The sequence below is a fragment of the Imperialibacter sp. EC-SDR9 genome (assembly GCF_902498805.1).
Lineage (GTDB): Bacteria > Bacteroidota > Bacteroidia > Cytophagales > Cyclobacteriaceae > Imperialibacter.
In genome coordinates this window covers 84,832-110,182 of record NZ_LR701584.1, presented here as the reverse complement: position 1 = coordinate 110,182, position 25,351 = coordinate 84,832, and the positions used below count along the sequence as shown (strand labels likewise).

At 46.8% G+C, this 25,351-nt stretch carries 19 protein-coding genes; 11 read left to right on the top strand and 8 right to left on the bottom strand.

The genetic code is table 11. The features are described 5' to 3' along the window. Window positions 1-21: 21 nt before the first annotated feature. The 6 genes from GC130_RS13250 to ade all read right to left on the bottom strand — a co-directional run bounded on the left by GC130_RS13250 (window position 22) and on the right by ade (window position 6,763). Window positions 22-1,059: a DUF2157 domain-containing protein gene (locus GC130_RS13250; protein ID WP_151998802.1), complete on the bottom strand. Its 1,038-nt coding sequence runs from the start codon at window positions 1,057-1,059 to the stop codon at window positions 22-24. 3 nt (window positions 1,060-1,062) lie between these two features. Beyond that, a complete protein-coding gene (locus tag GC130_RS13245; RefSeq protein WP_151998801.1) occupies window positions 1,063-2,931 on the bottom strand; it encodes an ABC-F family ATP-binding cassette domain-containing protein in 1,869 nt (622 codons plus the stop codon). A 96-nt stretch (window positions 2,932-3,027) separates the two neighbouring features. Next, window positions 3,028-3,312 (bottom strand): hypothetical protein, encoded by a 285-nt coding sequence (locus tag GC130_RS13240; protein ID WP_151998800.1) that lies wholly within the window; start codon window positions 3,310-3,312, stop codon window positions 3,028-3,030. A gap of 47 nt (window positions 3,313-3,359) precedes the next feature. Beyond that, on the bottom strand, window positions 3,360-4,247 hold the full coding sequence (locus GC130_RS13235) for a diacylglycerol kinase family protein (protein WP_193217854.1): 888 nt from the start codon (window positions 4,245-4,247) through the stop codon (window positions 3,360-3,362). Window positions 4,248-4,317: 70 nt separating this feature from the next. Beyond that, window positions 4,318-5,085 (bottom strand): hypothetical protein, encoded by a 768-nt coding sequence (locus tag GC130_RS13230; protein WP_151998798.1) that lies wholly within the window; start codon window positions 5,083-5,085, stop codon window positions 4,318-4,320. Window positions 5,086-5,149: 64 nt separating this feature from the next. Then, complete coding sequence (gene ade, locus GC130_RS13225) at window positions 5,150-6,763, bottom strand: adenine deaminase (RefSeq protein ID WP_151998797.1); 1,614 nt, start codon at window positions 6,761-6,763, stop codon at window positions 5,150-5,152. Between the two features lie 92 nt (window positions 6,764-6,855). On the opposite strand from ade, the gene GC130_RS13220 reads away from it, so the two are divergent. Further along, window positions 6,856-7,248, top strand: a complete 393-nt coding sequence (locus tag GC130_RS13220) for a GxxExxY protein (RefSeq protein ID WP_151998796.1) — start codon at window positions 6,856-6,858, stop codon at window positions 7,246-7,248. Between the two features lie 126 nt (window positions 7,249-7,374). Here GC130_RS13220 and GC130_RS13215 read toward each other — a convergent pair whose 3' ends face one another. Next, window positions 7,375-10,113 (bottom strand): glycoside hydrolase family 2 protein, encoded by a 2,739-nt coding sequence (locus GC130_RS13215; protein ID WP_151998795.1) that lies wholly within the window; start codon window positions 10,111-10,113, stop codon window positions 7,375-7,377. Window positions 10,114-10,375: 262 nt separating this feature from the next. On the opposite strand from GC130_RS13215, the gene GC130_RS13210 reads away from it, so the two are divergent. Beyond that, window positions 10,376-10,822: an Lrp/AsnC family transcriptional regulator gene (locus GC130_RS13210; RefSeq protein ID WP_151998794.1), complete on the top strand. Its 447-nt coding sequence runs from the start codon at window positions 10,376-10,378 to the stop codon at window positions 10,820-10,822. Window positions 10,823-10,824: 2 nt separating this feature from the next. Further along, window positions 10,825-11,271: a hypothetical protein gene (locus GC130_RS13205; protein WP_151998793.1), complete on the top strand. Its 447-nt coding sequence runs from the start codon at window positions 10,825-10,827 to the stop codon at window positions 11,269-11,271. 104 nt (window positions 11,272-11,375) lie between these two features. Here GC130_RS13205 and GC130_RS13200 read toward each other — a convergent pair whose 3' ends face one another. Continuing rightward, complete coding sequence (locus GC130_RS13200; RefSeq protein ID WP_151998792.1) at window positions 11,376-14,777, bottom strand: HEAT repeat domain-containing protein; 3,402 nt, start codon at window positions 14,775-14,777, stop codon at window positions 11,376-11,378. Between the two features lie 260 nt (window positions 14,778-15,037). On the opposite strand from GC130_RS13200, the gene GC130_RS13195 reads away from it, so the two are divergent. The 8 genes from GC130_RS13195 to GC130_RS13160 all read left to right on the top strand — a co-directional run bounded on the left by GC130_RS13195 (window position 15,038) and on the right by GC130_RS13160 (window position 25,261). After that, entirely contained in the window at window positions 15,038-16,480 is a 1,443-nt protein-coding gene (locus GC130_RS13195) for an SLC13 family permease (protein WP_201568340.1), read from the top strand. A gap of 26 nt (window positions 16,481-16,506) precedes the next feature. Then, window positions 16,507-17,670 (top strand): mannonate dehydratase, encoded by a 1,164-nt coding sequence (locus GC130_RS13190; RefSeq protein WP_226940467.1) that lies wholly within the window; start codon window positions 16,507-16,509, stop codon window positions 17,668-17,670. A gap of 413 nt (window positions 17,671-18,083) precedes the next feature. Continuing rightward, a complete protein-coding gene (locus tag GC130_RS13185) occupies window positions 18,084-18,920 on the top strand; it encodes a polysaccharide biosynthesis/export family protein (protein ID WP_151998790.1) in 837 nt (278 codons plus the stop codon). 6 nt (window positions 18,921-18,926) lie between these two features. Next, on the top strand, window positions 18,927-21,284 hold the full coding sequence (locus GC130_RS13180) for an exopolysaccharide transport family protein (RefSeq protein ID WP_151998789.1): 2,358 nt from the start codon (window positions 18,927-18,929) through the stop codon (window positions 21,282-21,284). 359 nt (window positions 21,285-21,643) lie between these two features. After that, entirely contained in the window at window positions 21,644-22,234 is a 591-nt protein-coding gene (locus GC130_RS13175) for a transcription termination/antitermination protein NusG (RefSeq protein ID WP_151998788.1), read from the top strand. Window positions 22,235-22,364: 130 nt separating this feature from the next. After that, on the top strand, window positions 22,365-22,871 hold the full coding sequence (locus tag GC130_RS13170) for a UpxY family transcription antiterminator (RefSeq protein WP_151998787.1): 507 nt from the start codon (window positions 22,365-22,367) through the stop codon (window positions 22,869-22,871). Between the two features lie 319 nt (window positions 22,872-23,190). Next, on the top strand, window positions 23,191-23,730 hold the full coding sequence (locus GC130_RS13165; protein WP_151998786.1) for an ArsR family transcriptional regulator: 540 nt from the start codon (window positions 23,191-23,193) through the stop codon (window positions 23,728-23,730). A 235-nt stretch (window positions 23,731-23,965) separates the two neighbouring features. Then, the gene (locus tag GC130_RS13160; RefSeq protein ID WP_151998785.1) at window positions 23,966-25,261 is read left to right on the top strand and encodes a nucleotide sugar dehydrogenase; all 1,296 of its coding nucleotides are present in this window, start codon (window positions 23,966-23,968) and stop codon (window positions 25,259-25,261) included. The last annotated feature ends 90 nt before the right edge of the window (window positions 25,262-25,351 follow it).

Genomic DNA, 25,351 nt, shown 5'->3' with positions numbered 1-25,351 from the left:
GGGGTCAAACTTACCGGGCGGCTATTTCTTTTTTCTGCCGAGGTTCCAGATGGTCTCTGCTTTTTTCCCAAGCAGCCAGAAAGCCACAGCAAGAATCATGAAAAAAACGGCTTTGTGCAGCGTGTCCCATCCGTACTCTACATAGCGTGATAGCAGGTTGATGAGTAAAAAAACAATACCAAAGTCCCTGCTAAGAAAATCGTCATTCTTTAATCCATAAATGATAGCCCCTACACTAACCGCTGCCATGAGTACTGCCCAAGCCCACAACTCCACCTGGCTAACCTGGCTCCAGATATTAAAATCGGTGTGGTTGCCAAAAATGGACAGAAACCAAAGAGAGGTAAATAGCTGAAATAGGCCAAATCCGTACGTGATAGGCTGAAATGGGGATAATTTTGTGCGCCCGATCAGAAAAGAGCCACCTACTATTAGGAAACTGAATACCGTATACCGCAGCGGGTAGTTCATGCCCCAGAACAAACCTTCCCAGTTAGTGACGTAACCTGTTTCTGTCCCAAACCATGCACCAAAGGCCACTAGAAAGAAAAGCCAGATGACCTGCGACCAAAGACTGTAGGCCACCACGGCATAGATGGCCGTGAGCAAAAGAATAAGCAGGGAGAAATGCCCGGATCCGGTGTCAAACTGCAGGCCAAGAAAGGTAGCGGAGACAGCAGTACTTATCACGCCCAGAATGAAGAGTGTTTCGTTACTGTAAATCTGATCTGGTTTACTGGTTTTACGTCTGTAGCCAAATGCATACAAACCAAAGGCTAAGGCAGCAAAAAGCAGGCTTTTTACCCAGTGAGGCGCATCTATCAGGTCTTCTATGAATTGGAGAATCCATTCGTCCGCCAGCAAAAGAAAAACACTGACAATGATGGAGCCAATAGCAAACAGGAAGGCGTAGAAGGCCAGTTTTTGCCAGTCGAAGCCAACGGGCTGCACATCGTTAGCGAGCTTGTCAGAAGTTTTTTCATCGATAAGGCCGGAATCCTTCCAATGAGCAATAGCTTTTTTGATTATTTCAGCCTCTTTCTTGCCTGTTTGCAGCATGTATTATGCGTTTAGCTCAGAGAGCTCAAGCCACCTGAGCTCCTTTTCTTCCAGCAAGGTATCAATTTCTTCTATTTTTGACGCCCATTCGGTAAGCTCCTCGTGTGACCCATTTCCACTGTTTAGTTGAAGGATGAACCCTTTCTTCTTTTCTTCTAACTCCTTCAGCTCGGCTTCAATGCCTTCCAGTTCTCTTTTCTCTTTATATGAGAGCGCTTTTTTTTCGGTTGGCTTGGCTACCTCTTTCGGTTTTTCTTTAGGAGCAGGCTTTTCCAGCTTGGCCGCTTTCTCTGCTTGTTGCTCACGGAAGTCGGTGTAGTTGCCCGGGAAGTCGTGGATGACTCCGCCGCCTTCGAACACAAACAAGTGGTCGGTGGTGCGGTCGAGGAAGTACCGGTCGTGAGACACCACCATGAGGCAGCCGGGAAAGCCTTCGAGAAAGTCTTCCAACACATTCAGCGTTGTGATGTCGAGGTCATTGGTAGGCTCATCGAGGATTAAGAAGTTCGGATTTTTGGCAAGGATGAGCAGGAGCTGCAATCTTCGCTTTTCACCACCACTTAGTTTTCCAATGATTTGATATTGCTTTTCAGGCGGGAAAAGAAACCTCGTAAGCAGTTGCGACGCAGTAATGATTGTGCCGTCAGGCCCCGGATGCACCTCAGCCACTTCTTTTACAGCCTCAATTACTTTCTGGCTATCGTCGAACGTAAAATCTTCCTGGGTATAGTACCCAAACATGGTATTGACACCTTTGTCGGTAGTGCCAGTATTTGGCAACTGCTTGCCGGTGAGGATGTTAAGAAAAGTTGTTTTACCAGCACCGTTTTTGCCGACAATACCGATCCTGTCGTTCTTCTTGAAGGTGTAATTGAACTTATTGAGAATAGTGACATCGTCGTAGGCGTGGGATACATCCTTCAGCTCCATGATTTTACCACCCAGTCGGCGGCCTTCGGCATGAAGCTCCACTTTATCCTGGCCAAGTTTTTTCGATGCTGTTTCTTTGATTCCTTCAAACGCCTCCACTCTGTACTTGGCTTTCGTGCCCCTGGCTCTGGGCTGTTTTCTGATCCAGTCCAGCTCCTTTTTCATCAGGTTGCGGGCCTTGTCGACAACCGTTGATTCGAGTGCCTGCCGTTCAGCTTTTTTCTCAAGGAAATAGGCGTAGTTGCCCTGGTAGCGGTTCATTTGTCCGCCATCCAACTCAAAGATGAGGTTACAGACATTGTCCAGAAAGTACCGGTCGTGGGTAATGAGCAGGAGGGTAGTGTTTTGCGTGGCGAGGTGCTTTTCTAACCATTCCACGGTTGACAGGTCGAGATGGTTGGTAGGTTCGTCGAGCAGCAACACATCAGGCTGTTCGATCAGTATTTTGGCCAGTGCCACCCGCTTTTTTTGCCCGCCCGAGAGGGTGCCCATGAGTATATCTACATCCAGTAATCCCATTTGCCCGATTACCTGGCGCACAAAAGCTTCAAAGTCCCAGGCTTGCAGTTCATCCATTTTCTCAAGCACACCTTCTGGAAAATCTTTCCCGTGGTGCTCCGCCTGGTACATGGCCTCTTCGTAATCACGAATGGCCCGAATCATTGGGGAGTTGGCTTCGAAGAGGGTATCTAAAATGGATGTTTGTGGATCAAACTCCGGCTGCTGTGGCAGGTAAGAAACCTTGAAGTCTTTTCGGGTGGACACTTTACCGCCGTCTGGCGCTTCCCAGCCGGCAATGGTCTTAAGAAGCGTCGATTTGCCACACCCATTCACCCCGATGATGGCTGCTTTTTCGCCTTGACTAAGGCCAAAGGTTAGGTTGGTAAATAGGGGCTTATCGGTAAAGGATTTAGCTAAATTTTCGACAGAAATAATATTCATTGAGCCTGCAGCAGTTAATTGAAATTTGAATCAGGGTGCAAAAGTACCAGTTGCAAACCACGATTAACTAATAACAGCCAACAAATAACTTTCGTGCTAACTCTTCATTTTCTTAAAAGCAGCTTCCGCAGCGGCTCGCAGTTCACCAATGGCCTTTTCAAGGTGTTCCCTTACTTCGATCCATTTGGGCTCATTTTTAGTTTTGAAAGACTCAAACTCTTCTTCCAGCTTTTCTTTCTGGCCTTTGAGCTCCGCTATTTTCTCTTCTATTTCGTCAGTCAAACCATCCTTTTTCTTTTTGCCTTCAACGATCAACTGGTCAATTTTCTTACCGAGTTCGGAAAGCAGGGACTCCACTTTGCCTTGTTCTTCTTGCGACATATCGAAAGGATTTAGATTTATAGTGGAAGGTAGAAGGATCGGATGATTTATGCAATGACTTTTACCCCTTTGCGCACGACTTTCAGTTTCACCTTGTTTACTTTGGCCCTTGCTTCGCCGTCGATGTGGAGGTAGATGCCTTTTTTTGACTCTATAGTCGCTTTCTTCACTGCATACTCTTTTTGAAGTCTCGATTGATGGATCGACTTACTGAAAAGCTGCCAAACCAGAAACGGTACGTCCAACCATTGAAATTTCTTAAGCACGACTATATTGACTTTGCCATCGTCGAGTTCTGCTTTGGGGGCGATGAAGGCGTTGTTGCCAAACTGCGTGCTGTTAGCAAAGCTTACCATCATGGCTTTCTCTTTGATGGTTTTGCCTTTGAAGGAGATTTTGACCGGACGGTCTTTTGACTTGCCGAACTCTTGCAGCGTGACTTTTGCGTATGACTTGAGTCCCCTCACTTTCAAATTTTTGAATTTATGAGCGACTTTGGCGTCGAAGCCTATGCCCGCCACGTTAACGAAGCTGTCGTCGTTGATTTTTACGTAGTCGATTGCTCTCACTTTCCCTTTGTTAAGGATTTGGAAAGCACCTTCTATGTTCATCGGGATGTGTAACGTGCGGGCCAGCCCGTTACCCGAGCCAGAAGGAATCACTCCAAACCACTTTTTGCTGTCGAGCACGCCTTTAAAAACCTCGTTGACTGTGCCGTCGCCGCCCACTGCGATGAAACCATCGAACTCGTTAATTCTGCTGACAATTGTTTCGGTGCCGTTGCCAGCATGGGTGGTCACGTGCATTTCGTAGCTGAATCGCCCATGGTCAAGCCACTTTTTGATCAGGGCTTCCTCAAACTTGTGCGTGCGTGTGCCGGCAGTTGGGTTGACAATGAAGAGCAGCTTTTTCTTCAACGGTTCTTGTTTTGACAAGCGGGGAATATTTTTGGCTGCAAAGGTAGTTGCTTCAATGGTTATTGACCTTATGCCAGTGTTAACATTCTTAGAAGTTTAAGGTGGCAATTGCTCTTGTTTCTTCAAAAACTAGCGTAAGCTCCTCTTCGCCTTCGCTAACGACCTCAAAATTTTCGGGGAACGCAAAATCAACTCCCTCTTTTGCTTGCCACCGGATAATAAGTGGTTGGTCGGCAGGAAGCGTTGCAATAACGTCGGGAAGGCCGTCGGTGTCGGTGAACTCTCCATCGCTGTAATAGTACCGTTGCTGGTAAGGCTCGTCGGGCGCCGATTTAAGGTAAATGCTAATTTCCATGATGCTTTTTGGGTGCTTGAATTCCTGGTACTCAAATTCAAACTCAAGCACCCCAGCCTTTACAACTTGTATCAATACAGTTTCCTGATTCGGCCTCAGGTTGCCGTCCCGGCTCAGAATAATTTCTCTAGGCCCCTGCGTCCTTTTAGTTACGAGAAAATATGGTTCATACAGGTTGATACCGTGGTAGATGTGGGATGTGTCCACATCCACCAACTGCGATACAGTAATGAGACTGTCGATGTCTTTTCTGTAAGAAATGGAAAAGCCGCCATCGTTACCCGACTCAGTGGTGATATCCTTGAGGATGGCGCTGCAGCCAAGCTCACTGTAATACTTGATTTCCAAACCACTCACAGGATCTCCGGTGTTACTATCGACAACAGTGCCTTGAAACTTGATAACGGGTCGATTGTCGACGGGGCCTTTAGGTTCTTCTGAACAAGAGACCAGAGCAAAGGATACAATAGCGAGGGCGAACAATGTAGCAGTAGAGTTCATGGGTGTCTTTTTTAGGAATTTCCAAAGAATACAGCTAATAGTCAATGGGTTAAGTAAGATATTGTTACTGAAACAGCTCCACGAAATTGAAACTCCCGCCATCGAAGAGACCTTTATCGCTTAGCTTCAATGCAGGGATTACCAGCAACGCCATAAACGACAGGGTCATGAATGGGGCGTTGAGTGTAGAGCCCAATTCCTTGGCCAGCAGGTCTATTTCCTGGTATTTCCTTCCCACGGTATAGCCGTCTTCGACCGCCATCAATCCGGCCACCGGTAATGGTAGCACCTTTTGCTTTCCCTTTCCAATAGCAGCTACTCCGCCTTTGTTCTCAACCAATAGGTTGACTGCTTCGCAGATAGCTTCGTTGGATACGCCGATGGCCAGGACATTGTGCGAGTCGTGCCCGACGGTGGAGGCAACGGCGCCTTGCTTCAATCCAAAGTTACGGATGTAGGCGATGGCTGGTGGCTGATCGCTGTAACGGTTGATGACGGCAAATTTCAAGACATCATGTTCGACAGAAGTTTGTGAGTCTGAATCCAGCAGGCTTGAATCAAACCAGCTTTCTTTTGTGATTAACTGGCCGTCGAGGGCATCGATGACTCTTACCTGCGAACCACCTACTTTGAGGTGGAAGTCATTTGGTTTCTTTGGCTGACAATTGAACTGATTGATGGGCGTGCAAGGTTTGGTGCCGAAAAGGGCCTTTCCATGTTCGGCTACTTTTTGCCCGTCGATCCAGGTTTCCAGAACACCAAAGTTTTCGATGCTGCCTACCACAATAAAATCCGCAGGGTCGCCTTCTTCCAGCAAACCTACATTTAGCCCGTAGTGTTTGACAGGGTTGATGCATGCTGCTGCCAGCACATCGAAAAGGTCATGCCCTTTTTTCAGGGCTCGCACGACGAGTTGATTGATATGCCCTTCGATGAGGTTGTCAGGGTGCTTATCGTCGGAGCAGAACATCAGCTGGCTGGCGTGATCCTTCATTAGCGGGATTAACGCCTCAAAGTTTTTGGCTGCACTACCTTCCCGGATAAGGATTTTCATGCCGTGTTTCAGTTTGTCCAGGGCTTCTTCGATAGTGAAGCACTCATGGTCGGTGCTGATACCGGCGGCGACGTAGTTGGCGGCTTGCTCTCCTTTGAGTCCTGGAGCATGGCCGTCTACAGGTTTGCCATGCTTCTGCGCTACTTTGACTTTGTCCATCACCAGTGCATCCCGATGCAGCACCCCCGGCCAGTTCATCATTTCAGCAAGGTATTTGATCTCAGGTTTAGAAAGCAGATAATCAATATCCTTAGCCGTAATAATGGATCCAGCTGTTTCAAACGGAGTGGCAGGCACGCAGGAGGGGGCTCCGAAGTTGAACTTCAGGGGAACGGTTTTGGCATTTTCAATCATGAACTCAACGCCCGCCACGCCCAGCACATTGCCAATCTCGTGGGGATCGGATACTGTGGCGACTGTGCCATGTGTTACGGCCAGCTTCGCAAATTCGGACGGCACCAGCATTGAGCTTTCAATGTGCACATGCGCATCTACAAAGCCGGGAAGAATGAACCTTGGCGGAGCGTCTTTTAACTCGTCAACGCTTTTTATGACTCCTGCTTCTATGGTGAGTCTGCCGGGGTAAATTCTTTTGTTCTCAATGTCAATTATTTGGCCTTCCATTTTGTCTCTACTTGGATTTATAGGATTGAAAGATGATAAGATTAGTATTTTAGTTACCTGAAATTATTTGAATCCAAACTTTATCAGAAGCCATGATTTACGAAGAACTCACACATCGGATAATTGGGTGCGCAATGAAGGTACATACCTTTCTAGGAAACGGTTTTCAAGAGGTAATATACCAAAGAGCACTTGCAATCGAAATGGAAAAGCAAGGTCTTGGGTATGCAAGAGAGATGGAAATGACCATCTATTATGAAGGAATTGATATTGGGACTCGCAGAGTGGACTTTTTCGTTGAAGATAAGATCATGGTTGAGTTGAAAGCGGTGATCGACTTGAACGATAATCATCTTAACCAATGCAGAAACTACCTGGAAGCTTACAATTTACCTGTTGGTCTCTTAATCAATTTTGGTAGCCGCAGCCTTCAATATAAGAGAATCTATAATACCAAACACCCAGATGTTAAGGCTAAGCAGTAACTATCGAAGCATTTCCTGACCTTACTCGAAAATCCTAAAATCCTTTCATCCAAGGAATCCTAGTAAAGACAGGAAATGATTAATTCGACCACACATTCAAGTTGTGTTAAAATATCGTTTCAGCCCTCAATACGTCAAAACAATTGACGGATCCACTGCATACCTCCCAAATGACTTGCCATAAACGGCCACTCCACCCTCGCCTTCTGTTCTTATTTCAACGATTAGCTTTCCCGTAGTTGCAGCATCTTTTAGCATTCTCTTTGAAACAGGCACTTTAGTGAGGTAGCCATAAGAGCCTGCTTCTCTCAGTTTTTTATCCTGCAACTGATGGTGCCAACTCAAAATGCCTCTGTGATCGGCTGGATCATCGATAAGGGTAGTAGTTTGCACTTTGGTGCCGTTTACCCAAATAGAGACGGTAGACGGGAACATGGTCTCGTCTGTCATAGGGTAGGAGTTGGGGTTGGCGCTCGGCTCAGCTCTGGCACCCAGCATATAGTCTTTACCCGCCTCGAATTTTTCCTTGTCCTTGGCGAAAAGCTCCTTGGCAGATATTTCTACCAAAAAGTAAGCTTCTTTTGCTTTCGTTGTTTCAGCACCGCTCAGGTCAAAAGTGTATTCGAAGCTGCCCTTTCCGGCACCATTTACCTTTAACCCATCCAGTACAGTCCATTGTTTTTCGCTCCACTCCGCTTTGGTGAAAGAAGCCGGAGCAACACTGATCACCTCCGTTTTTGCCACCTTGTCGGTTCCAGTTACTTCAAAGGTCGTAAAATTGCGGTGCACCACTTTGCCACTCATGTCTTCCAGTCTCAACTTGAGGATAGACAAGCCAGCTATTGAAGGCATTGTCACTTCTATTGGGGTTGGTGTCGATTGAATATATGGCTTATAGTCTGTCAATTGGCTGCCTTGTTTGATGGTTGACGTTTCGCCGAGGTAGTTGGTGTGAGTCAGCTCGTACACTATCTTTAGCTGGCTGCCCATTTCCGCACTGCTCATTGAAGAAAGGTAAAGTGGCACGCTGATTGTTTCTCCGCCCTTTACCGTTTTGCTGATTTCATTGCCAGTAGAAAGGTAAACCAGGGAATGAAAGTCGTTAGTGGTCATTCCTGCAACTATGTCGCCTAGCCCGGTTTTCTTTTCCGTCCTGTCGAAGCGCCAGTAGCCGTTCCACTCGTTGATCACATCATGGTGCTCGGTATACAGCCAGCCTGACATAAATGGGTATTTGCGGAAGGTGTTCATCATGCGGTGGTAGTCCCACGTCCAGTCCACGTCTCCGGTGCTGCCATCGTAGCCCCACACATTGCCGCACTCCGAATTGATATTGGGCTGATTGCTTTGCTTGAAACCGTCTTCAAAGTCGTAAGTGCTGCCCGGATAGGTATTTTTCTCCAGATTGGCCATAAAAGCCTCCCATTCCCAGCCGGGAAGGTAGCTATGCCAGGAGTTGATGTCCGTTTCTGTGTGACCTGCTCCGCAGCAGATGGAGTTGTCTTCTACCAATCGACTTCCGTCCAGCGACTTGGTCAGGTAATACATGGAGGCGACCCAGTTTTGTGTTCTGGGCAGGTACTTGTTCTCCTTTTTGCCATTGACCTCCACAGCGGTTCTCAGGCCCCATGTTTCGTTGAAAACAATCCATGAAAAAATCGCTGGATGGTTGTAGTCTCTTTTGATCATTTCCCGAAGAGTGAATTCTGCTTCAGCTTGCATTTTCTCTTCCGGCTCGCCCCAGCTATTAGGTAAGTCGGCCATCACCAGCAGGCCTAGCTTATCGGCCCAGTACAATTTGCGGGGCACCTCGGCTTTGATATGGACACGGATGCCGTTCAGTCCAATGGATTTGCTTCGCTCAATTTCTTCCCGCATAAACTGGTCAGAAGGGAAAGTATAGAAGCCATCGGGGTGATAAGATTGATCCAAAGTAAGCTGAACGTAGATTGGGTTGTTGTTAAGAGCAATGTATGGATAGTCGGTACCCGGGAGGTTCACTACGGAAATTTTGCGCATACCAAAGTATGTGCTCACTGCGTCATCTCCCAGCGTTGCTTCAGCAGTGTAAAGGAAGGGATCCTCAAGGCTCCAAAGGTGAGCGTTCGGTATATTAATACTGAACCGCACCTTGTTTTTTCCTTTTGTGATAGTCGCTTCCTGTGAGATCGGCGTTGGTGTACCTTTAATTGTGACCGTTACTTTGAGATCCTTCGCTGCTTCCTCTGGCAAATAGGCTGTTACGTCCACTTTGCTGTTGTCAATGTCGGGGGTGAAATGAACGGCTTCCAGGTAGTTGTTCCCTCTGGCCTCCAGGTAAACGGTTTGCCATAGACCTCTGGCATTGCCATAGCCTTGCTTGCCATACAACGTAAAGTCTCGGCGGATATCATCTACTCTGATGACGAGCTTTTGAGTTTCCCCGTACTTGACATAAGGTGTTAGGTCAAACGAAAATGGAGTATAGCCACCCTGATGACTGCCAAGCTTTTGCCCATCAAGCCAAACAGTGGTCTCCCAGTCGGAGGCACCAATGGTCACGAAGGTTTTTTTGCCCTCCCAACTTGGGTCGATAGTGATTTCTCTTTTATACCAGGCGATGTCCGTTTCGTCTTTTACGCCGGAGAGGGTGGAGCCCCATGGAAATGGAACAAGGATGGTTTTATCAAATGCGGTACTACCCGCACTCCAGTTTGCGTTCAAGCCTTCATTGTTTGCATCAAACTTGAATTCCCATATGCCATTGAGATTTTTCCAATCGGCTCTTTCAAAGTCGGGTCTGGGATGCTCCGGAAGCGGAATCATCTGCGAAAAAGCGAAGAGCGAAACTAGGGTACTGAGGCAGGTAAGCAATAAGGATTTCATAAACGAGTAGGTAAAAGTGTTGAACCCTAAATCTATGTTTAAAGCGGCCTTTTTACAAATGAAAAGTGGATCGCAGCGTGGAGAATCCAAAGCAATACAATAATGGTTTCGTACAAAATAAAGTTAGTCTTTTGAGCTAGCACAAGAACTCACTGCTAAATATAGTTAAGTACTATTGACTATATTTTTAATAATAGCTGTTATTTGTTACGAAAATACTTATATAGTAAATTGAAAATTAACTTTGTAACGAACAACAGCAATGGACAATACAGATTTTAAGATACTTGACGAGTTGGCCACCAACTCCAGAATATCTGGTGCAGACATTGCCCGGAAGATTCATTTGTCGCTGCCGGCGGTGACGGAGCGGCTGCGCAAGCTTGATAAGTCGGGCGTGATTGAGCAGTATACCGTAAGGTTCAATAGCGAGATGTTGGGGCTTAAACTGCTTGCTTTTGTGCAGGTGTGGCTGGAGCATGCAGGAGCCTCAAAAGCCAGACTGTACCTTACCGAGTTGCCGGAGGTATTGGAGTGCCACCATATTGCTGGAGACTATGACTTGCTGTTGAAGGTGCTGGTGAAAGATACAGGCGAGCTGGAGGAGTTGCTTTCTAATAAGATCAAAGGAAGCCCGGCTGTGACTCGGACAAGTACTACGATTGTGATGAGCACATACAAGGAGGATATTAATATCAGATCAAAATAGATATGACCTACAGGGAAGCACAACAACTGGTAAAAGGATTTGAAACTTGCACATTGCCACCGGCTGATTGGAGCCACTTAGCTCACTTCGTAATGGCCACATGGTATATCTATCATCATCCGGTAGTAGAAGCCAGAAAGCTCATCAAAGACGGAATAAAAAAATACAATGTCAGCAATGGCGGTAAGAATACAGAAGAGGAAGGGTACCACGAAACGACTACTGAGTTTTACATTCAGGCCATTATGCAATATCACCTAGAATTTGTAGAAGATATTGGTTTTGAAAATTTCCTTGGTGAATTAGCCTCCACCAACATTATCCATAAGGATTTTCTGCTCGGGTTCTATACAAAAGAATTACTAATGAGCAGAGAAGCAAGGGTGAGTTGGGAAATTCCTGATCTGAAACCGATGTCACGGATTCGCCAGGCTATTCTTCCAACATGAGTGTGGTGCGTTGACGAAATTTTGCAAGGTGCCTTAAATGAAAAATCCCCTATCGAACCATATTTCGACAGGGGATTTCTGTTTTAAGTGAAACTTAAAATTATCTATTTCAAATTCGCCAAAAACTCCACCACATCCCTGATCTCTCTCTTTGTCATAATGCCTCCCATGGGTGGCATGCTGCTCGGTGAGTTTTTGCGTTCGCTTATTCTCGCTGTGGGAATGTGAAGTGGCTCGGCTTCTGAGGTTTTTAGCACCAACTCTTTGTCGGTTTCTTCCATCAAAATGCCAGACACTTTTTGTCCGTCTTTCAACGTCAGAGACACGGAACCAAACCCAGGTGCCAGTCTTGCACCAGGCTCGATCAATGCTTGAAGGATTTGCTCCCTTGTCAGCACACTGCCTATTCCGCCAAGCTGTGGGCCGACTGTAGTGCCTTCGCCTCTGATCACGTGACAGCGGGTACATTGTGCAGCTGGGTGGGTGTAGAATGTTCTTCCACCCAAACGAGAATCACCGCCATAAAGCGTTTCCTGGAATGCGGCCACGGTATTTGCATCATCAGACTTTAACGGCTCAAGCTTGGCGGCGAGTGCCGCTGAACCATTTGCCTCGGATGCCTCTATGAGATCAAGCGTCAGGCTCTTGTCCAGTTTCTTGGCAGTAAGCTGGTCGATGAGCCCTGACAAGATTGCCTCGCTCTTTTCAGCGGACATTTTACCCAGCACTGTCAACATTTCCTGTTGTTCTTTCAAAGAACCTTTAGCAAAAATAGGAGTGACGATGCCGGGTAGATTTTCTGTAGAAATTTCCATTCCACTCAAAAGGCTGAGGGCTGTTGTCCTCACTTCGCCTTCTTTGTCGTTCATACCTTTCTTCACGAGTCCTTCCATGTCGCTGTAATTAAGCTTGCCCAGGCTGGTGAGCATAGCAGATCTCACTTCGGGAAGCGGGTGGCTTGTCATCATAGTGGCCAGCTTGTCATTAAAGTCAGATACTTGTAATTCTGCCAGCATATTGGCAGCGGCCATCACCACGGCACTGTTAGAGCTCTGAAGAAACTTACCAGCATTCGCTTTCGCTTTTGCCTGAGCAAGTGCAGCGTCTCTTTTGATTTCTCCACGATAGCGGCCGTCTACTCTGTCCATCACCGATGGATTGGCCCAGGTGCCCAGCGTCGCAAGTGCTTCTGCTTTTAGTTCCGGCGCCACGCCATCTCTGAGTGCAAAGGCAATGACCATGTCCAGCTCTTTGTCTCCACCCACTCTCAAGGCGGCGTTAATGGCCCTTCTAAGCAAAGGCTCGGAGGTAAATCTAGTCTCGGCCAGAGTTGCTGCCAAAGCTGGCAGTGCAGATTCAATCGACCAGTCGTCGTTGATAGCCCGTGCTGCTTCCGTTACAATGTACTCATCCTGATCTTTGAGGAAGGTGGCTACTTTTTCGCTGCCAAGCCTTCTTAGTACCAACACAGCGGCAATGCGCAAAGCCCTGCTTGAGCTGCTTGCCAACGCCACCACTGGCTCTTGCTTGCCTATCCGGCTAAGAGCGAGTACGCCTGCATGTCTGATGTAAATATCTTCATCGTTGTTGGCCTCAATCATTTTGATTAGGTCAGGAATAGCCTGTTCGTACTTGATTCTGCCCAATGCTTCAGCGGCATAGAACCTCGCTCTGGGATAGTCATTGCTCAAAAGTTTTACAAGCTGAGGGGCAGCTTCAGCGTACTTTAAATCTCCAAGCATTTTGGCAGCCTGAGCAACGATTTCAGGGTCGCTGTCACCAAGCAACCCAACAATCGGCGCTGCATGGTCGAGGCGTTGTCTTCCCAATTGCCCAAGACCCCAAACACCATGAACTCTTGCTAGTTGGTTGTCGGTTTGATCGATGGCCTTCTTAAATAGTTGCGCTCCTTTTTTCCCCCGATTTACCAGTTCGAACTGCGCCTTTTGACGAATACGCATGTCGGCGTGAGAAAGTAGTTCATACAGCCTGTCTTCGCTTTGATTTTCGTAGTCAAGCACCATCAGCTCTTTGGTTTCTTTACGAGCGGCTGCCAGGTCGTTCTTGTCGCTGGTTACATCTATTTTCCATACTCTGCCATAGTTCTTTGTGTCCCATCCATTGATCCAGTCGGCGGCGTAGAGTGCGCCATCCGGCCCAAACCGGATACCAGTTGGTAAGATGCCCAAAGCTAGTTTCTTCTCCTGCTCCAATTCGAAAGTAGCTCCTTTAGGCTTCAGGGTAAACGACCAGATAGGAGACCTGCTTGGGTTGCCAACAAACTCCACAAGGAAGAAATGGTTTTTCCAGGCTGAGCCAAGTGCCGTGCCAGGGTTATACACCATTCCCGTTGGCCCGTTGTGATAGTTCATGATGGGAGGAATGATATAAGCAGCCTGACCTTCCCAACGTGGCTGGAAGAGTCTTTCGTCCATCCAAACATGGTACTTGTTGTTTCGGGGGTCGGTGTATTTTCCATACTGCCAGTTGGCTCTCCAGCCAGCGTCATGGCCTTCTACTATATGTACAAGCCTTTCACTTTCACCACGGTGGTCACCATCGTTGTCGGAGCTGATGATGTTGCCATAGGCATCGAAAACAAATTCATGCGTGTTGCGAAGTCCGGCAGCAAAAACCTCAAAGTTACTCCCGTCAGGATCCGACCTTACAATCACACCCTGGTTGGGATATTTATAAGTACTCCCGTCTTTGGCGGTCAAGTTGGCGCCAATGTCGCCAATGCCCCAGTAGATACGACCATCTGGTCCTTCAATGGCACCCGACATTCCGTGCCCGCCGAAGCCGATATGTACAGCGAACCCTGTCGCTATCGACTCTTTTTTGTCCAGCACTTCATCGCCATTGGTGTCTTGAAGCCTCCACATATCAGGGCCAACACCAACAAAAACATCATTCTTTCTTACTAGCAGTGCTCCGGCTACGTCGGTTATTTCGTCGTGAAAATCGCTCAGGATACGCTTTGATACATCGGCAATGCCGTCACCATTTTCGTCTGTGAGCTTCCATACTTCTTCTTCCTCCACAGCCAGGTCTTTCCAGTCATGAGAGCCATCATTGTTGAGGTCGGGCAGGTATTCATTTCTGGCACTGTTTTCTGGTGCGAATTCCTTATGTAAAAAGGCCCGGCGTTCCTCTGCGGTTTGCAATGCAATGGAACGGGTCATCCAGTCCTGGTGGCCACGAATATCGAACTCAGAGTGTTTCTGACGATTGGTTCTGGTGAGATATACATTGCCCTCATCGTCTATCGACATCGCAATAGGGTCAGGAGCCAGTGAGTCGGAGGCCCAAAGGCTCATGGTAATACCATCATAGAGTTCCAGGGAAGTGTTTTCACGGACTTCTTTGGCCCGGTTATAGGCAGTAGCCTGGTCTTCTCTTATCGTTAGTGGCGTTTCTTTAGGCAGCTCTTCGGTACAGCCGACGAGTAGCAAGGTCAGAAAAAAAGCAGGCCACAACCTGCGGGTGTTCAGTAGGAATGTCATATTAAACAGGAGTATATATTTGAAAGTATAAGTTTATATTATTTTAGACGAGGAAGCCAGTAGTTTGCCTTAAACGGCAGGAAAATTTCAAAGTCCCCGAGGATAACCGCCATGTTCAGTCTGGGAGTGACCGCATACCATTCAGCCTGACAATCAGGGTAAATACATAATTTTTGTATTCACTTTTGTGAACCTGTCCCATAAAAAGGAGATATTAAGCTACGCATTTAAGTGAAGCGCCTAAACTACCTGCTTTGAACATACAGTATTTTACAGAAGATCCTCTGTTTATTTTAGCTATTGGCATTCTCGTCGTCTTTGTCAGTATCATAGGATTCCGGCTCCATGCGTTTCTGGCGCTACTGCTCGGAGCCTTTGTTGTAGCACTTATCACTCCCGAAGCGGCTATCCTTCTTTATCAAACAGGAAAAGGTGTTTCCGAAGCTGCAGCCCAACGCTTGGCCGACCAAAGCGAAGGTATCCGCATCGCTACAGAATTTGGAAATACCTGTGGTAAAATCGGGATACTGATCGCCATGGCCTCTATCATAGGCAAAACCATGCTGGAGAGTGGCGCTGCCGAAAAAATTGTGCGGTCAACACTGAAAATCACTGGCGACAAATATGCACCCATGACATTTCTGGGCAGCAGTTTTTTTATTGGCATTCCTGTATTTTTTGATACTGTTTTTTATCTCATGGTGCCGCTGGCCAAAGCAATGGCGATGCGGGTGGGAAAAAATTATGGGCTGCTGATCTTGTGCATCGCTGCTGGAGCCGCCATGGCCAACTCGTTAGTTCCACCGACGCCGGGCCCCCTGTTCTTAGTCACCGAAATGAACATACCCATTGGCATGATGATGATGGGAGGCTTCCTTGTTGGGCTGGTGACCATCAGCGCCGGTTACCTTTATGCCGTTTGGGCCAATCGCAAGTGGCCAATTCCGCTGCGTGATGCTGTGGATGCTCCGCTGGATGAGATCAAGACACTGTCTGAGAAAGACGAGCGGGAGCTTCCTGCGCTGTGGTTTTCCTTGCTGCCGATAGTTATTCCTATCGTGTTGATAAGCGTAAATGCCCTGATCGGCTCTTTTGTCGATGTGAGTAAAGCTTCATCGTCCTGGTTGACTAGTGTGCTGGATTTTATTGGAGAGAAAAATGTAGCATTGTCCCTGGGGGCTCTGTCTTCCATTTGGTTGCTTGCTGTGCAGAAAAAAGGCGACAAAAAAGGACTAACTGCCTCAGTTCAAACCGCATTGATGAGTGCGGGCGTGATCATACTTATTACCTCAGCCGGTGGTGCTTTCGGAGGGATGCTGCAGCAAACAGGCATCAGTCTGCGACTAGCGGAGCTCACCAAAGACTACCAAATGGCGTTGATACCACTGGCCTTTTTTATAACGGCTATTGTCCGAACCGCTCAAGGGTCGGCGACAGTAGCAATGATTACTGCCTCGGGCATACTGGCAGGTATGGCAAACGCAGGTACTCTGGAATATCATCAACTGTATCTCGGCCTTGCCATTGCCTGCGGCTCGAAACTCATTCCCTGGATGAATGACAGCGGCTTCTGGATTGTGTGTAAAATGAGTAACCTTACCGAACAGGAAGCACTCAAAACTTTTTCTCCCTTGCTTACCATCATGGGACTGGTCGGGTTAATCGTCATTCTTATTGCTGCCAGTATTTTCCCCCTTATCTAATTGATATATCAGAAACGTCGAAGTATATGACACAGAATATTAACCGAAGAAAGGCCATTTCTTCCCTTATCAAATCCTCTCTTGGAGCTTCAGCTGTGGCTGGATCGTTGGGTTCGGTAATGACCGGATGTGAGCCAGCCGATGGCAAAGAGGAAACTACATCAACCCCAAAAGCTAGGCCCATGCGCATGCACGTCGGCTGCCAGCACGGGGGCACGGGGAAAGAAAACCTTGAGTATCTGGCCCGGCACGGCGTGTATCACATGGATGGAGGCTCGCCGAAGTTGATTGAAGGAGTTGGATGGGATTTGGATGACTCTCGGGCTAAAAAGGAAGCCTGCGAAAAATACGGGATAAGTCTCGACGCCTATCACCTACCCCTTTCTTCAGCTGGTATTGACAAGATTTCAACGCCTAATATTATGCTGGGGAAAAGTCCGGCGAGAGACAGGGAAATCGAGATGATCCAGCAAATGATTTCGGTGGCAGGTAAAACAGATGTTCGTACGTTGAACTACAATACCATCATTCTGGAAATTTTGAGAACCGGGCGAACAATTGATCCGACCAGAGGTAATGCCTCTTACAGCACATGGAACTACGAAGAGGCCCTGAAGCAAGACAAACCAAAAACTGTTGCAGGAGATGTTTCGATTGATACCATGTATGAGCGGATTACCTACTTCCTCGACCGTGTGCTGCCAGTGGCCGAGGAATACAACGTGCGCCTGGCCAACCACATCGCCGACCCTCCAGCGCCCGTGGGATTCAGAGGGATAACAAGATGGAACAGCCCCGATGTGTTTGAAGGGATCAAGAAATTTGCGCAACTATACGACAGCCCCTCACACGGATTTAACTTGTGCCTCGGGTCGACGGCTGAAGGATTGAAAGATCCGAGAACAGAGATTTTACCTATTATCCGCTGGGTAGGAGAGAGGAAGCAGATTTTCAATATTCACTTGCGAAACATCAAAGGAGGCTGGAATAATTTTCAGGAAGTATACCCCGACAACGGCGATATGAATTTTGCTGAGATCATCCGGGAATTGCGAAATGTCGGCTACGACGGCATGGTGATGCCGGATCACATCCCGCACCACGATGACCCCGCCAGTGGCCTTCAGGGCCATGCTTTTGCTTTTGGTTATATTAAGGCATTGATTGATGTGATTGGTAGCGAAGCATAATCTTCAGGAGATTTCGTCTTGCCGACTAAGAACCAACACCTGTCTCCACTCTTCCGTCTCCTGTCTGAATGTCTGAATGTCTGAATGTCTGAATGTCTGAATGTCTGAATGTCTCCTCCGAAGGAAAGTCTTTTTTTGCATTTTTCTCAAACCAACTTGCACTTTTTTGCCTTTCATTGTTGCGTCTAAGCCGAAATTTGATGCATATTGCCAACTATACCTTTGTGAGCATTTGTGTAGACTCCCTTAATGACGCCGTCAAGTGGGTAAATTTTGATTTTAATTGTAAGTTTGCAACTTCGAACCTGGGAGTGAAACGGGCCTTCCTTTGTCATACGCCACTGGTGCAAAAGGATCAACGACAGTTCATTTTTGGTTGCAGACGGTAAAAACATGTAATTCATTCCGGTATAATGCTAACATTTGGTGTCAGGAAGTCCTCGACTGGGCAGTTTTTCAATATAATCGTATTTTTTTTACTCAGTGCAGCCCTTAGCGCATGCATTTCCAATAAGAAGGTAGTGTACATGCAGGAAGCCAATGAAGAGTCCCCAACGGTTCCCAACGACAGCCTCCTAAGCTTCCCCTACAAAACTTATGTGGTGCAGCCGGGAGATAACCTGGACATAAAAATCAAAAGCCTGGATGGAACAACTGATGATATGTTCAACATAGGTGGTATGGCTACACAAGCTGCTGGCCAGCTAATCAACAACGCTTCTGACATTTTCTACCTCACGGGCTTTAATGTTGATGCCAATGGGATGATTGAGGTACCTGTGATCGGAAGAATTTCAGTCGCCGGGAAAACCCTGGCAGAGGTAAGAAGAGTGGTGGAAGAATCGGCTCAGGTATACATCAAAGATCCTTACATATCGGTGAAGCTTGGTGGCATAAGGTTCACTGCGCTGGGTGAGTTCAGGGCACCGGGGAGGTACGGTGTGCTTCAAAACAGGCTGACCATTTATGAAGCCATTGCCTCAGCTGGTGACCTGCAGATAGAGGCCAACAGAAAAGAAGCATTGCTTATCCGCCAGTACCCTGAAGGGCAGCGCATCCACAAAATAGACTTGACGAATCGTGACCTGATTAACTCTGAGTTTTATTATATCCAGCCTGGCGACCAATTGTATGTGGCGCCCCTAAAGGTACGAGAGCTCGGAACAGGCATTACTACTTTCCAAACCATCAGTGCTGTGGCTGCCACTATTACCGCCGTTTTTTTGATCCTTAACTTTTTTACCAAATAATCATTCATGGACGCACAGGGAGTTAATAAGATGCCCGCAGTTCCTGCTTATGTTGAAGAGGAAAATTTAGACGTGAAAGATTGGGTGTACAAAATCCTGGATTATTGGCAATTAATTTTTCTGTCTGTAATAATTTGCGTTGGAGTAGTATTTCTTTTTCACAGGTATTCAACTCCCAGGTTTGAGGTCGCAGGAACAATCTTGATAAAGGAAGATAAAAAGTCTATTAACCCAGAACTTTTACAGGAGCTTCAATTTTTTCAGGGGAATTCCACAAAGCAAAATGAAATTGAGTTATTAGGTTCTTATTCACTTCTCAAACGAGCAATCGAATCGCTCAATTTCGATATAGCGTATTACGGTATTGGCAGGATAAAACAAAGAGAAATTGAACCTGAAAAAATGCCGTTTAAAGTAAGTTTTATAGGTGAAGCAAGACCTGAGCGAAATTTGGTTTTCAGTGTTGAGATGCAAAAAGATGGAGGCTTTGTGTTGTTTTCTGAAGAACTTGGACTCGCTCGTCAAAGATATCAGTTTCCTGCGGTAATCGAATTCAATGGACTCTCTTTCAGGGTGGAAGAGAGGCAAATAGATTTAGCTGGGGTTGATTCTTACCAATTTGTACTTTTTAATAGTTGGGGGTTGGCAAGGTCTTACCGAGGTAGGATTCGAATCTCTGATGTTAACAAAGAGGCAAGCATTTTGGCAATTAGCATGCAAACGGAGTTGCCGTCAAAAGGGGTTCAATTTATCAATAGTTTGATAAATATATACATTCAACGTGAGCTGGAGGAAAAAAATGAGACGGCAACTCGAACCGTCGAATTTATAGACGGACAGTTGGCAAGTATAGAAGATTCTTTACTATTGATAGAGCGCCGGTTACAAACATTTAGAACAGACAATCGAGTAGTTGACATTAGCCAGGAAGGACTTGCCGCATTACAAAAACTTGAAGAGCTTGAAAATAAAAGGGCTGAAGAGAGATTTCGGATTGAGTATTATAACTATATAGTAGCTTACCTTAAGCAAGAAACGCAGCCCCACGGTATTATTAGCCCATCTACTGCGGGAATAGATTCGCCGCTATTGGAAGCGTTGACACAAAACCTGGCTGAATTGAGTTCACAATTACTTCAGGTTGAAATGGGAGCAACCGATGCCAACCCTCAAGTGTTGTCTTTAAAGAATCAGACCCGAAAAGTAATTTTATCGATAGTTGAGAATGTACAGAACCTAAAAGGAAGTAGCGAAATTCTTGTTGCTGATCTTACTTCGAGGATTAAAGAATCAGAGAGGTTGGTCAATAAATTACCACTTACCGAAAGAACACTTGTGAACATTCAACGAAGGTTCTCGTTGAGTGAAAATTTGTTTATTTACCTCCAGGAAAAAAAAGCGGAGGCAGGCATAGCGAAGGCTTCTAATGTACCAAATGCCAAAGTCGTAGATCCGCCAATGTTAAGAGGACAGACGTTTCCAACTCCCTTAAGGAATTATGCAATTGGATTTAGTTTAGGTTTGCTTTTACCAATCATATTGATCGTTATCAAGGATTTCTTTTCGATTAGCATTCAGTCTGTTCATGAAATCACGAAGAGTACAAAATTGCCAGTTCTGGCTTCAATTGCGCTGAGCAGGTATGAGACGGAGTTGGTGATGGAAAAGTATCCCCGATCACAGGTGGCCGAAAGCTTTAGGAAAATGCGAGCTTCGATGAAATTTTTAGAGCGAAAGGATCATAAGGTAGTGATGGTTACTTCGTTTCTGTCAGGAGAGGGTAAATCCTTTCTAACTATGAACACTGCCATAATGCTTGCCAAAATGGGACAAAAAGTTCTATTATTAGGCTTAGATCTTCGTAAGCCGAAAATTTTTGACTCTTTTGGAATTTCAAATGACCAGGGGATGAGCCATCTCCTCATCGGTGACAAAAAATATAAAGACGTAATTCAATCAACGGGTATAAAGGGCTTGGATTTGATTGCGGCAGGACCAATTCCCCCCAACCCGAATGAACTGCTGATGGGACACGAGTTCGATGATGCAATGAGATGGTTCAGGGAGCACTATGACTATATTGTGATAGATACCCCGCCAGTAGGTCTCGTGTCGGATCCTATCGAGATAAGTCGACATGCCGATGTGGCATTATTTATCATAAGACAGGATGTCACTCCCCGCCACGCCATTGATTATATAAATGACATCCATAACAAAGGTCTAATCAATAATATTGGAATTGTTCTGAACGGTGTTGATTTTAAGAAACCAAAATGGCATTCAATTTATGGATATGGATATGGCTACGGTAATTACTATGGAGGCAAAAAAGCTTCAGGTAGCGGATATTACATAGATTAATCGTGTTGGCAAGACCTACACCATAGCAGAAAGAGCCGCCAGACACCGAAATGGAAAATGACTTTCTTAGAAGCGTATAGCGATCGCAACCCCGCTATTTTAATAGGGTCATTTCGACGCCATTCCATTGTTATACCACTCATGTTATGCCACTCAGTCGGGATTCCATTGGGGGTGCCCGGCTAAGGGGTGCCCTGGCTTGGAGCCTGCATGCAGATGTCGGTGCAGCCATGGCCACTCCTCTAACCTCTCCGATTCCAAACCAGCAACCTCAAATTGCTATTCCCCTTCGAATTGTGCTAAAAAAAATATGACATGTCCATCCAGCTTCCTACCTTTGAGTAGTATTTCTACTCATTATGCCGGCAACCAGTCATTGGTACGTATTATATACCCGTTCGAGGGCTGAGAAGAAAGTGGCGGAATCACTTAAGAAGCATGGCTTCCGAAGCTACTGCCCCACCGTCACCACCCTCAAGCAGTGGAGCGATCGGAAAAAGAAAGTACAAGAACCCTTGTTCAGATCCTATGTTTTTATCCAGGCCACTGAAGAGGAAAGGGTGCTCATCCTTCAGACGCCCGGTGTGATTAATTTTGTGTATTGGTTGGGCAAGCCCGCTATAGTCAAACAGAACGAAATCGAGGCGATTGGAATTTTTACGCAGGAAGTGAGCAACCACGAGGTATCAGAACTGAATTTCACCTTTGAAGACGGGGCAAAAGTGAAAGTGGATTGGGGTGCTTTTTCAATCCTTTTGGTGTCTCTCGCAGAGGACACTGAAAGATTTATGATCGGCTTTTTTTTCACCGACATAGTCCCATTAGGAGAAAAGATGGATCTGATTCCACCTCCGGATGAGTGCGCAGGGCTTCACCCAACGCATAGATCTATCGCCCCTTCAGGGCTCGTAGGTAGGATGATCAAGCCCCGCCTCCCATCTCCTCTCTGAATGTCTGAATGTCTGAATCTGCTATCTTCTCCCCCCAGATCAAAAATCCTCCCACCCCCTTCGAATTGTGCTAAAAAAAATATGACATGTCCATCTGGCTTCCTACCTTTGAGTAGTATTTCTACTCATTATGCCAGCAACCATCCATTGGTACGTATTATATACCCGCTCGAGGACTGAGAAGAAGGTGGCGGAAACCCTCAAGAAGCACGGTTTTAGAAGCTATTGCCCAACGGTTACTACCCTCAAGCAGTGGAGTGATCGGAAAAAGAAGGTGCAGGAACCCCTGTTCAGATCCTATGTATTTGTTAATGCTACAGAAGAAGAACGTTTGCCTATTCTTCAAACGCCTGGCGTCATTAACTTTGTGTACTGGCAAGGCAAGCCTGCCATTGTAAGGCAAAACGAAATTGAAGCCATTGGCATTTTCACGCAGGAGCTAGCCTCGAACAATGTGTCAGAGCTTTCTTTCGATTTCGAAGAAGGATCAACTGTTAAAATAGACTGGGGTGCTTTTAAAGGCATGGAAGGAGAATGCATTGCGAGGCAAGGTAACAAGATCATATTACATATAGAGTCTCTGGGTCAGGTGATCCGGGCTGAAGTGCCTGCTGTGCATTTGCAACAGGCTCGTTGAGTGGAATAAAGGAAGTTTTTTTCTTCCTAACATGAAAATAAAATGGTTGGCGGATGTCACGATGTGTGACTGAGGAGGCGAAGCTGTGCCGGAGACTGGAAAGTCAGATTGTCCGATACTCAGACAGTTCAGACACTCAGGCGATCCGACCTGTCGACCTAAGCATCGCCGTAGGTTGAAAATCCGACCCGTCCGAAAGTCTGAACATCCGACAATCCGGCAGTCCGAATCATCCGAAAGTCTGAACATCCGAACCATCCGAATAATCCGAACATCCGAACCATCTGAATAGTCCGAATAGTCCGAACCATCATCCCCCTTGCTCGATACCCTCATCACTTCCAAAACACGCATCAAACTGCTCGTCAGGTTTTTCCTGAGCCCTGGCAGTAGATCGTATTTGCGGTCGCTGGAGACAGAGTTTGGCGAGAGCACCAATTCCATTCGCCTGGAGCTCAACAGGCTTGAGGGCGCTAACTTGTTGAGAGCGGAGCTGGAAGGCAACAAGAAGGTGTACTGTGCCAACGAACAGCACCCCTTGTTCGGCGAACTCAACAAGCTGGTACGAAACTACCTCGGGCTCGACATCCTCGTGGAGAAGGTAGTGGATAAGCTGGGTAACCTGCACAGCGTATACCTGATCAACGAGCTGGCAGAGGGAAAAAATAGTTCCAATATCGACATGGTGATTGTAGGTGATGATATTGATACGCAGTATTTATCGCTTTTGGTGGACAAAGCGGAACAACTTATTCACAGAAAGATCAATTATACTATGTTCAGCCTGTTCGAAATGGATAACTTAAAATCCGAACTAGACCGCAAGCCTTTACTACTCCTCTGGGCCGCCGATGAGTAGGAGTCGGAAAGGTGTCGGTACGGCCATAGCCATCCCTGTAGACCGTGTCCGACCGCTGGCGGAAGCCGTCAGACACCGGTTCCCTCCTTTTGGTGTCTCTCGCAGAGGACACTGAAAGGAGGTGTACATGTTGTCTCTCGCAGAGGACACTGAAAGGAGGTGTGCATGTCGGCACGGCCAAGAAACAGAACCACTACCTTAAATAAATATTCTCAAATCCGCCATCCACTATTCCATGACCAACTTCCCCTCCAACTCTAAAATAGGCCTCATTGGCCTGGGCTATGTTGGCCTTCCATTGGCCGTTGAATTTGCCAAACAATTCCCTACCGTTGGCTTTGACATCAATCAGGCACGGGTAAAGGAACTCAACCAGGGCCACGACCATACCCTGGAAGTAAGTGATGCTGACCTTCAAAAGGTAATATCGAAGGAGCTTTCTGTTGGCAAAGGCCTTTTAGTAAGCGCTTCCAAAGAGGACCTGGCCAGCTGCAATGTATTCATCATCACTGTGCCTACACCTACCGACAAGCACAACCGGCCGGTACTTACGCCGCTTATCAAAGCCAGCGAAACAGTCGGGAGTGTGATGAAACCCGGTGCGGTGGTAGTATATGAGTCCACAGTTTACCCGGGCGTGACTGAAGATGAATGCGTGCCTGTGCTGGAAAGAACATCTGGGTTGTCATTCAATAAAGACTTCTTCGCAGGGTACAGCCCTGAGCGGATCAATCCTGGCGACAAGGAGCATACTGTGGCAAAAATACTCAAGGTAACCTCAGGTAGCACACCGGAGGCGGCTGAGTTCATCGATGCGCTGTACAGTAAGGTAATCACAGCTGGCACTTATAAGGCGTCCTCCATGAAAGTAGCCGAGGCCGCCAAGGTGATAGAAAACTCCCAGCGAGACATTAACATCGCTTTTGTGAATGAACTGTCCAAGATTTTTAACAAACTGGGCATCGACACACACGAGGTATTGCAGGCAGCAGGCACCAAATGGAATTTCCTACCCTTCAAGCCAGGGCTTGTCGGGGGGCATTGTATTGGCGTAGACCCTTACTACCTGGCACAAAAAGCACAGGAAGTGGGCTATCACCCCGAGATTATTCTGGCGGGCCGCAGGCTGAACGACAGCATGGGAGGGTATGTGGCATCAGAAACGGTTAAACTCATGGTGAAAAAGAGTGTGCCGGTGGCGAATGCTCGCTGTCTGGTACTGGGCTTTACATTCAAGGAAAACTGTCCCGACGTACGCAATACCAGGGTCATCGATATTATTGACGAGCTAAAGTCTTTCCACACCGAGCCCATCGTCTTCGACCCGCAGGCCAACAGCGATGAGGTAAAAGCGGAGTATGGCATAGACATATTGAACAAGCTTCCGGAAGGAAAATTTGATGCAGTCATATTGGCTGTAGCTCACAAAGAATTTGCACAGCTCGACATCCGCTCCCTGGTCTCCGACAATGGGGTGGTATACGATGTAAAAGGAATTTTACCGAAAGCAATTGTTGATGGTAGATTGTGAACAAGAAAAGGACAGACAGACAGTCAGACACTCGGACAATCCGAAAGTCCGAACTGTCCGAATATCTGAATTATCCGAACCATCTGAATA

Bases quoted from the DNA above. Each gene is read 5' to 3' on its own strand.
- GC130_RS13250 (WP_151998802.1), bottom strand. From the start codon at position 1,059: ATGCTGCAAACAGGCAAGAAAGAGGCTGAAATAATCAAAAAAGCTATT.
- GC130_RS13245 (WP_151998801.1), bottom strand. From the start codon at position 2,931: ATGAATATTATTTCTGTCGAAAATTTAGCTAAATCCTTTACCGATAAG.
- GC130_RS13240 (WP_151998800.1), bottom strand. From the start codon at position 3,312: ATGTCGCAAGAAGAACAAGGCAAAGTGGAGTCCCTGCTTTCCGAACTC.
- GC130_RS13230 (WP_151998798.1), bottom strand. From the start codon at position 5,085: ATGAACTCTACTGCTACATTGTTCGCCCTCGCTATTGTATCCTTTGCT.
- ade (WP_151998797.1), bottom strand. From the start codon at position 6,763: ATGGAAGGCCAAATAATTGACATTGAGAACAAAAGAATTTACCCCGGC.
- GC130_RS13220 (WP_151998796.1), top strand. From the start codon at position 6,856: ATGATTTACGAAGAACTCACACATCGGATAATTGGGTGCGCAATGAAG.
- GC130_RS13215 (WP_151998795.1), bottom strand. From the start codon at position 10,113: ATGAAATCCTTATTGCTTACCTGCCTCAGTACCCTAGTTTCGCTCTTC.
- GC130_RS13210 (WP_151998794.1), top strand. From the start codon at position 10,376: ATGGACAATACAGATTTTAAGATACTTGACGAGTTGGCCACCAACTCC.
- GC130_RS13205 (WP_151998793.1), top strand. From the start codon at position 10,825: ATGACCTACAGGGAAGCACAACAACTGGTAAAAGGATTTGAAACTTGC.
- GC130_RS13200 (WP_151998792.1), bottom strand. From the start codon at position 14,777: ATGACATTCCTACTGAACACCCGCAGGTTGTGGCCTGCTTTTTTTCTG.
- GC130_RS13190 (WP_226940467.1), top strand. From the start codon at position 16,507: ATGACACAGAATATTAACCGAAGAAAGGCCATTTCTTCCCTTATCAAA.
- GC130_RS13185 (WP_151998790.1), top strand. From the start codon at position 18,084: ATGCTAACATTTGGTGTCAGGAAGTCCTCGACTGGGCAGTTTTTCAAT.
- GC130_RS13180 (WP_151998789.1), top strand. From the start codon at position 18,927: ATGGACGCACAGGGAGTTAATAAGATGCCCGCAGTTCCTGCTTATGTT.
- GC130_RS13175 (WP_151998788.1), top strand. From the start codon at position 21,644: ATGCCGGCAACCAGTCATTGGTACGTATTATATACCCGTTCGAGGGCT.
- GC130_RS13170 (WP_151998787.1), top strand. From the start codon at position 22,365: ATGCCAGCAACCATCCATTGGTACGTATTATATACCCGCTCGAGGACT.
- GC130_RS13160 (WP_151998785.1), top strand. From the start codon at position 23,966: ATGACCAACTTCCCCTCCAACTCTAAAATAGGCCTCATTGGCCTGGGC.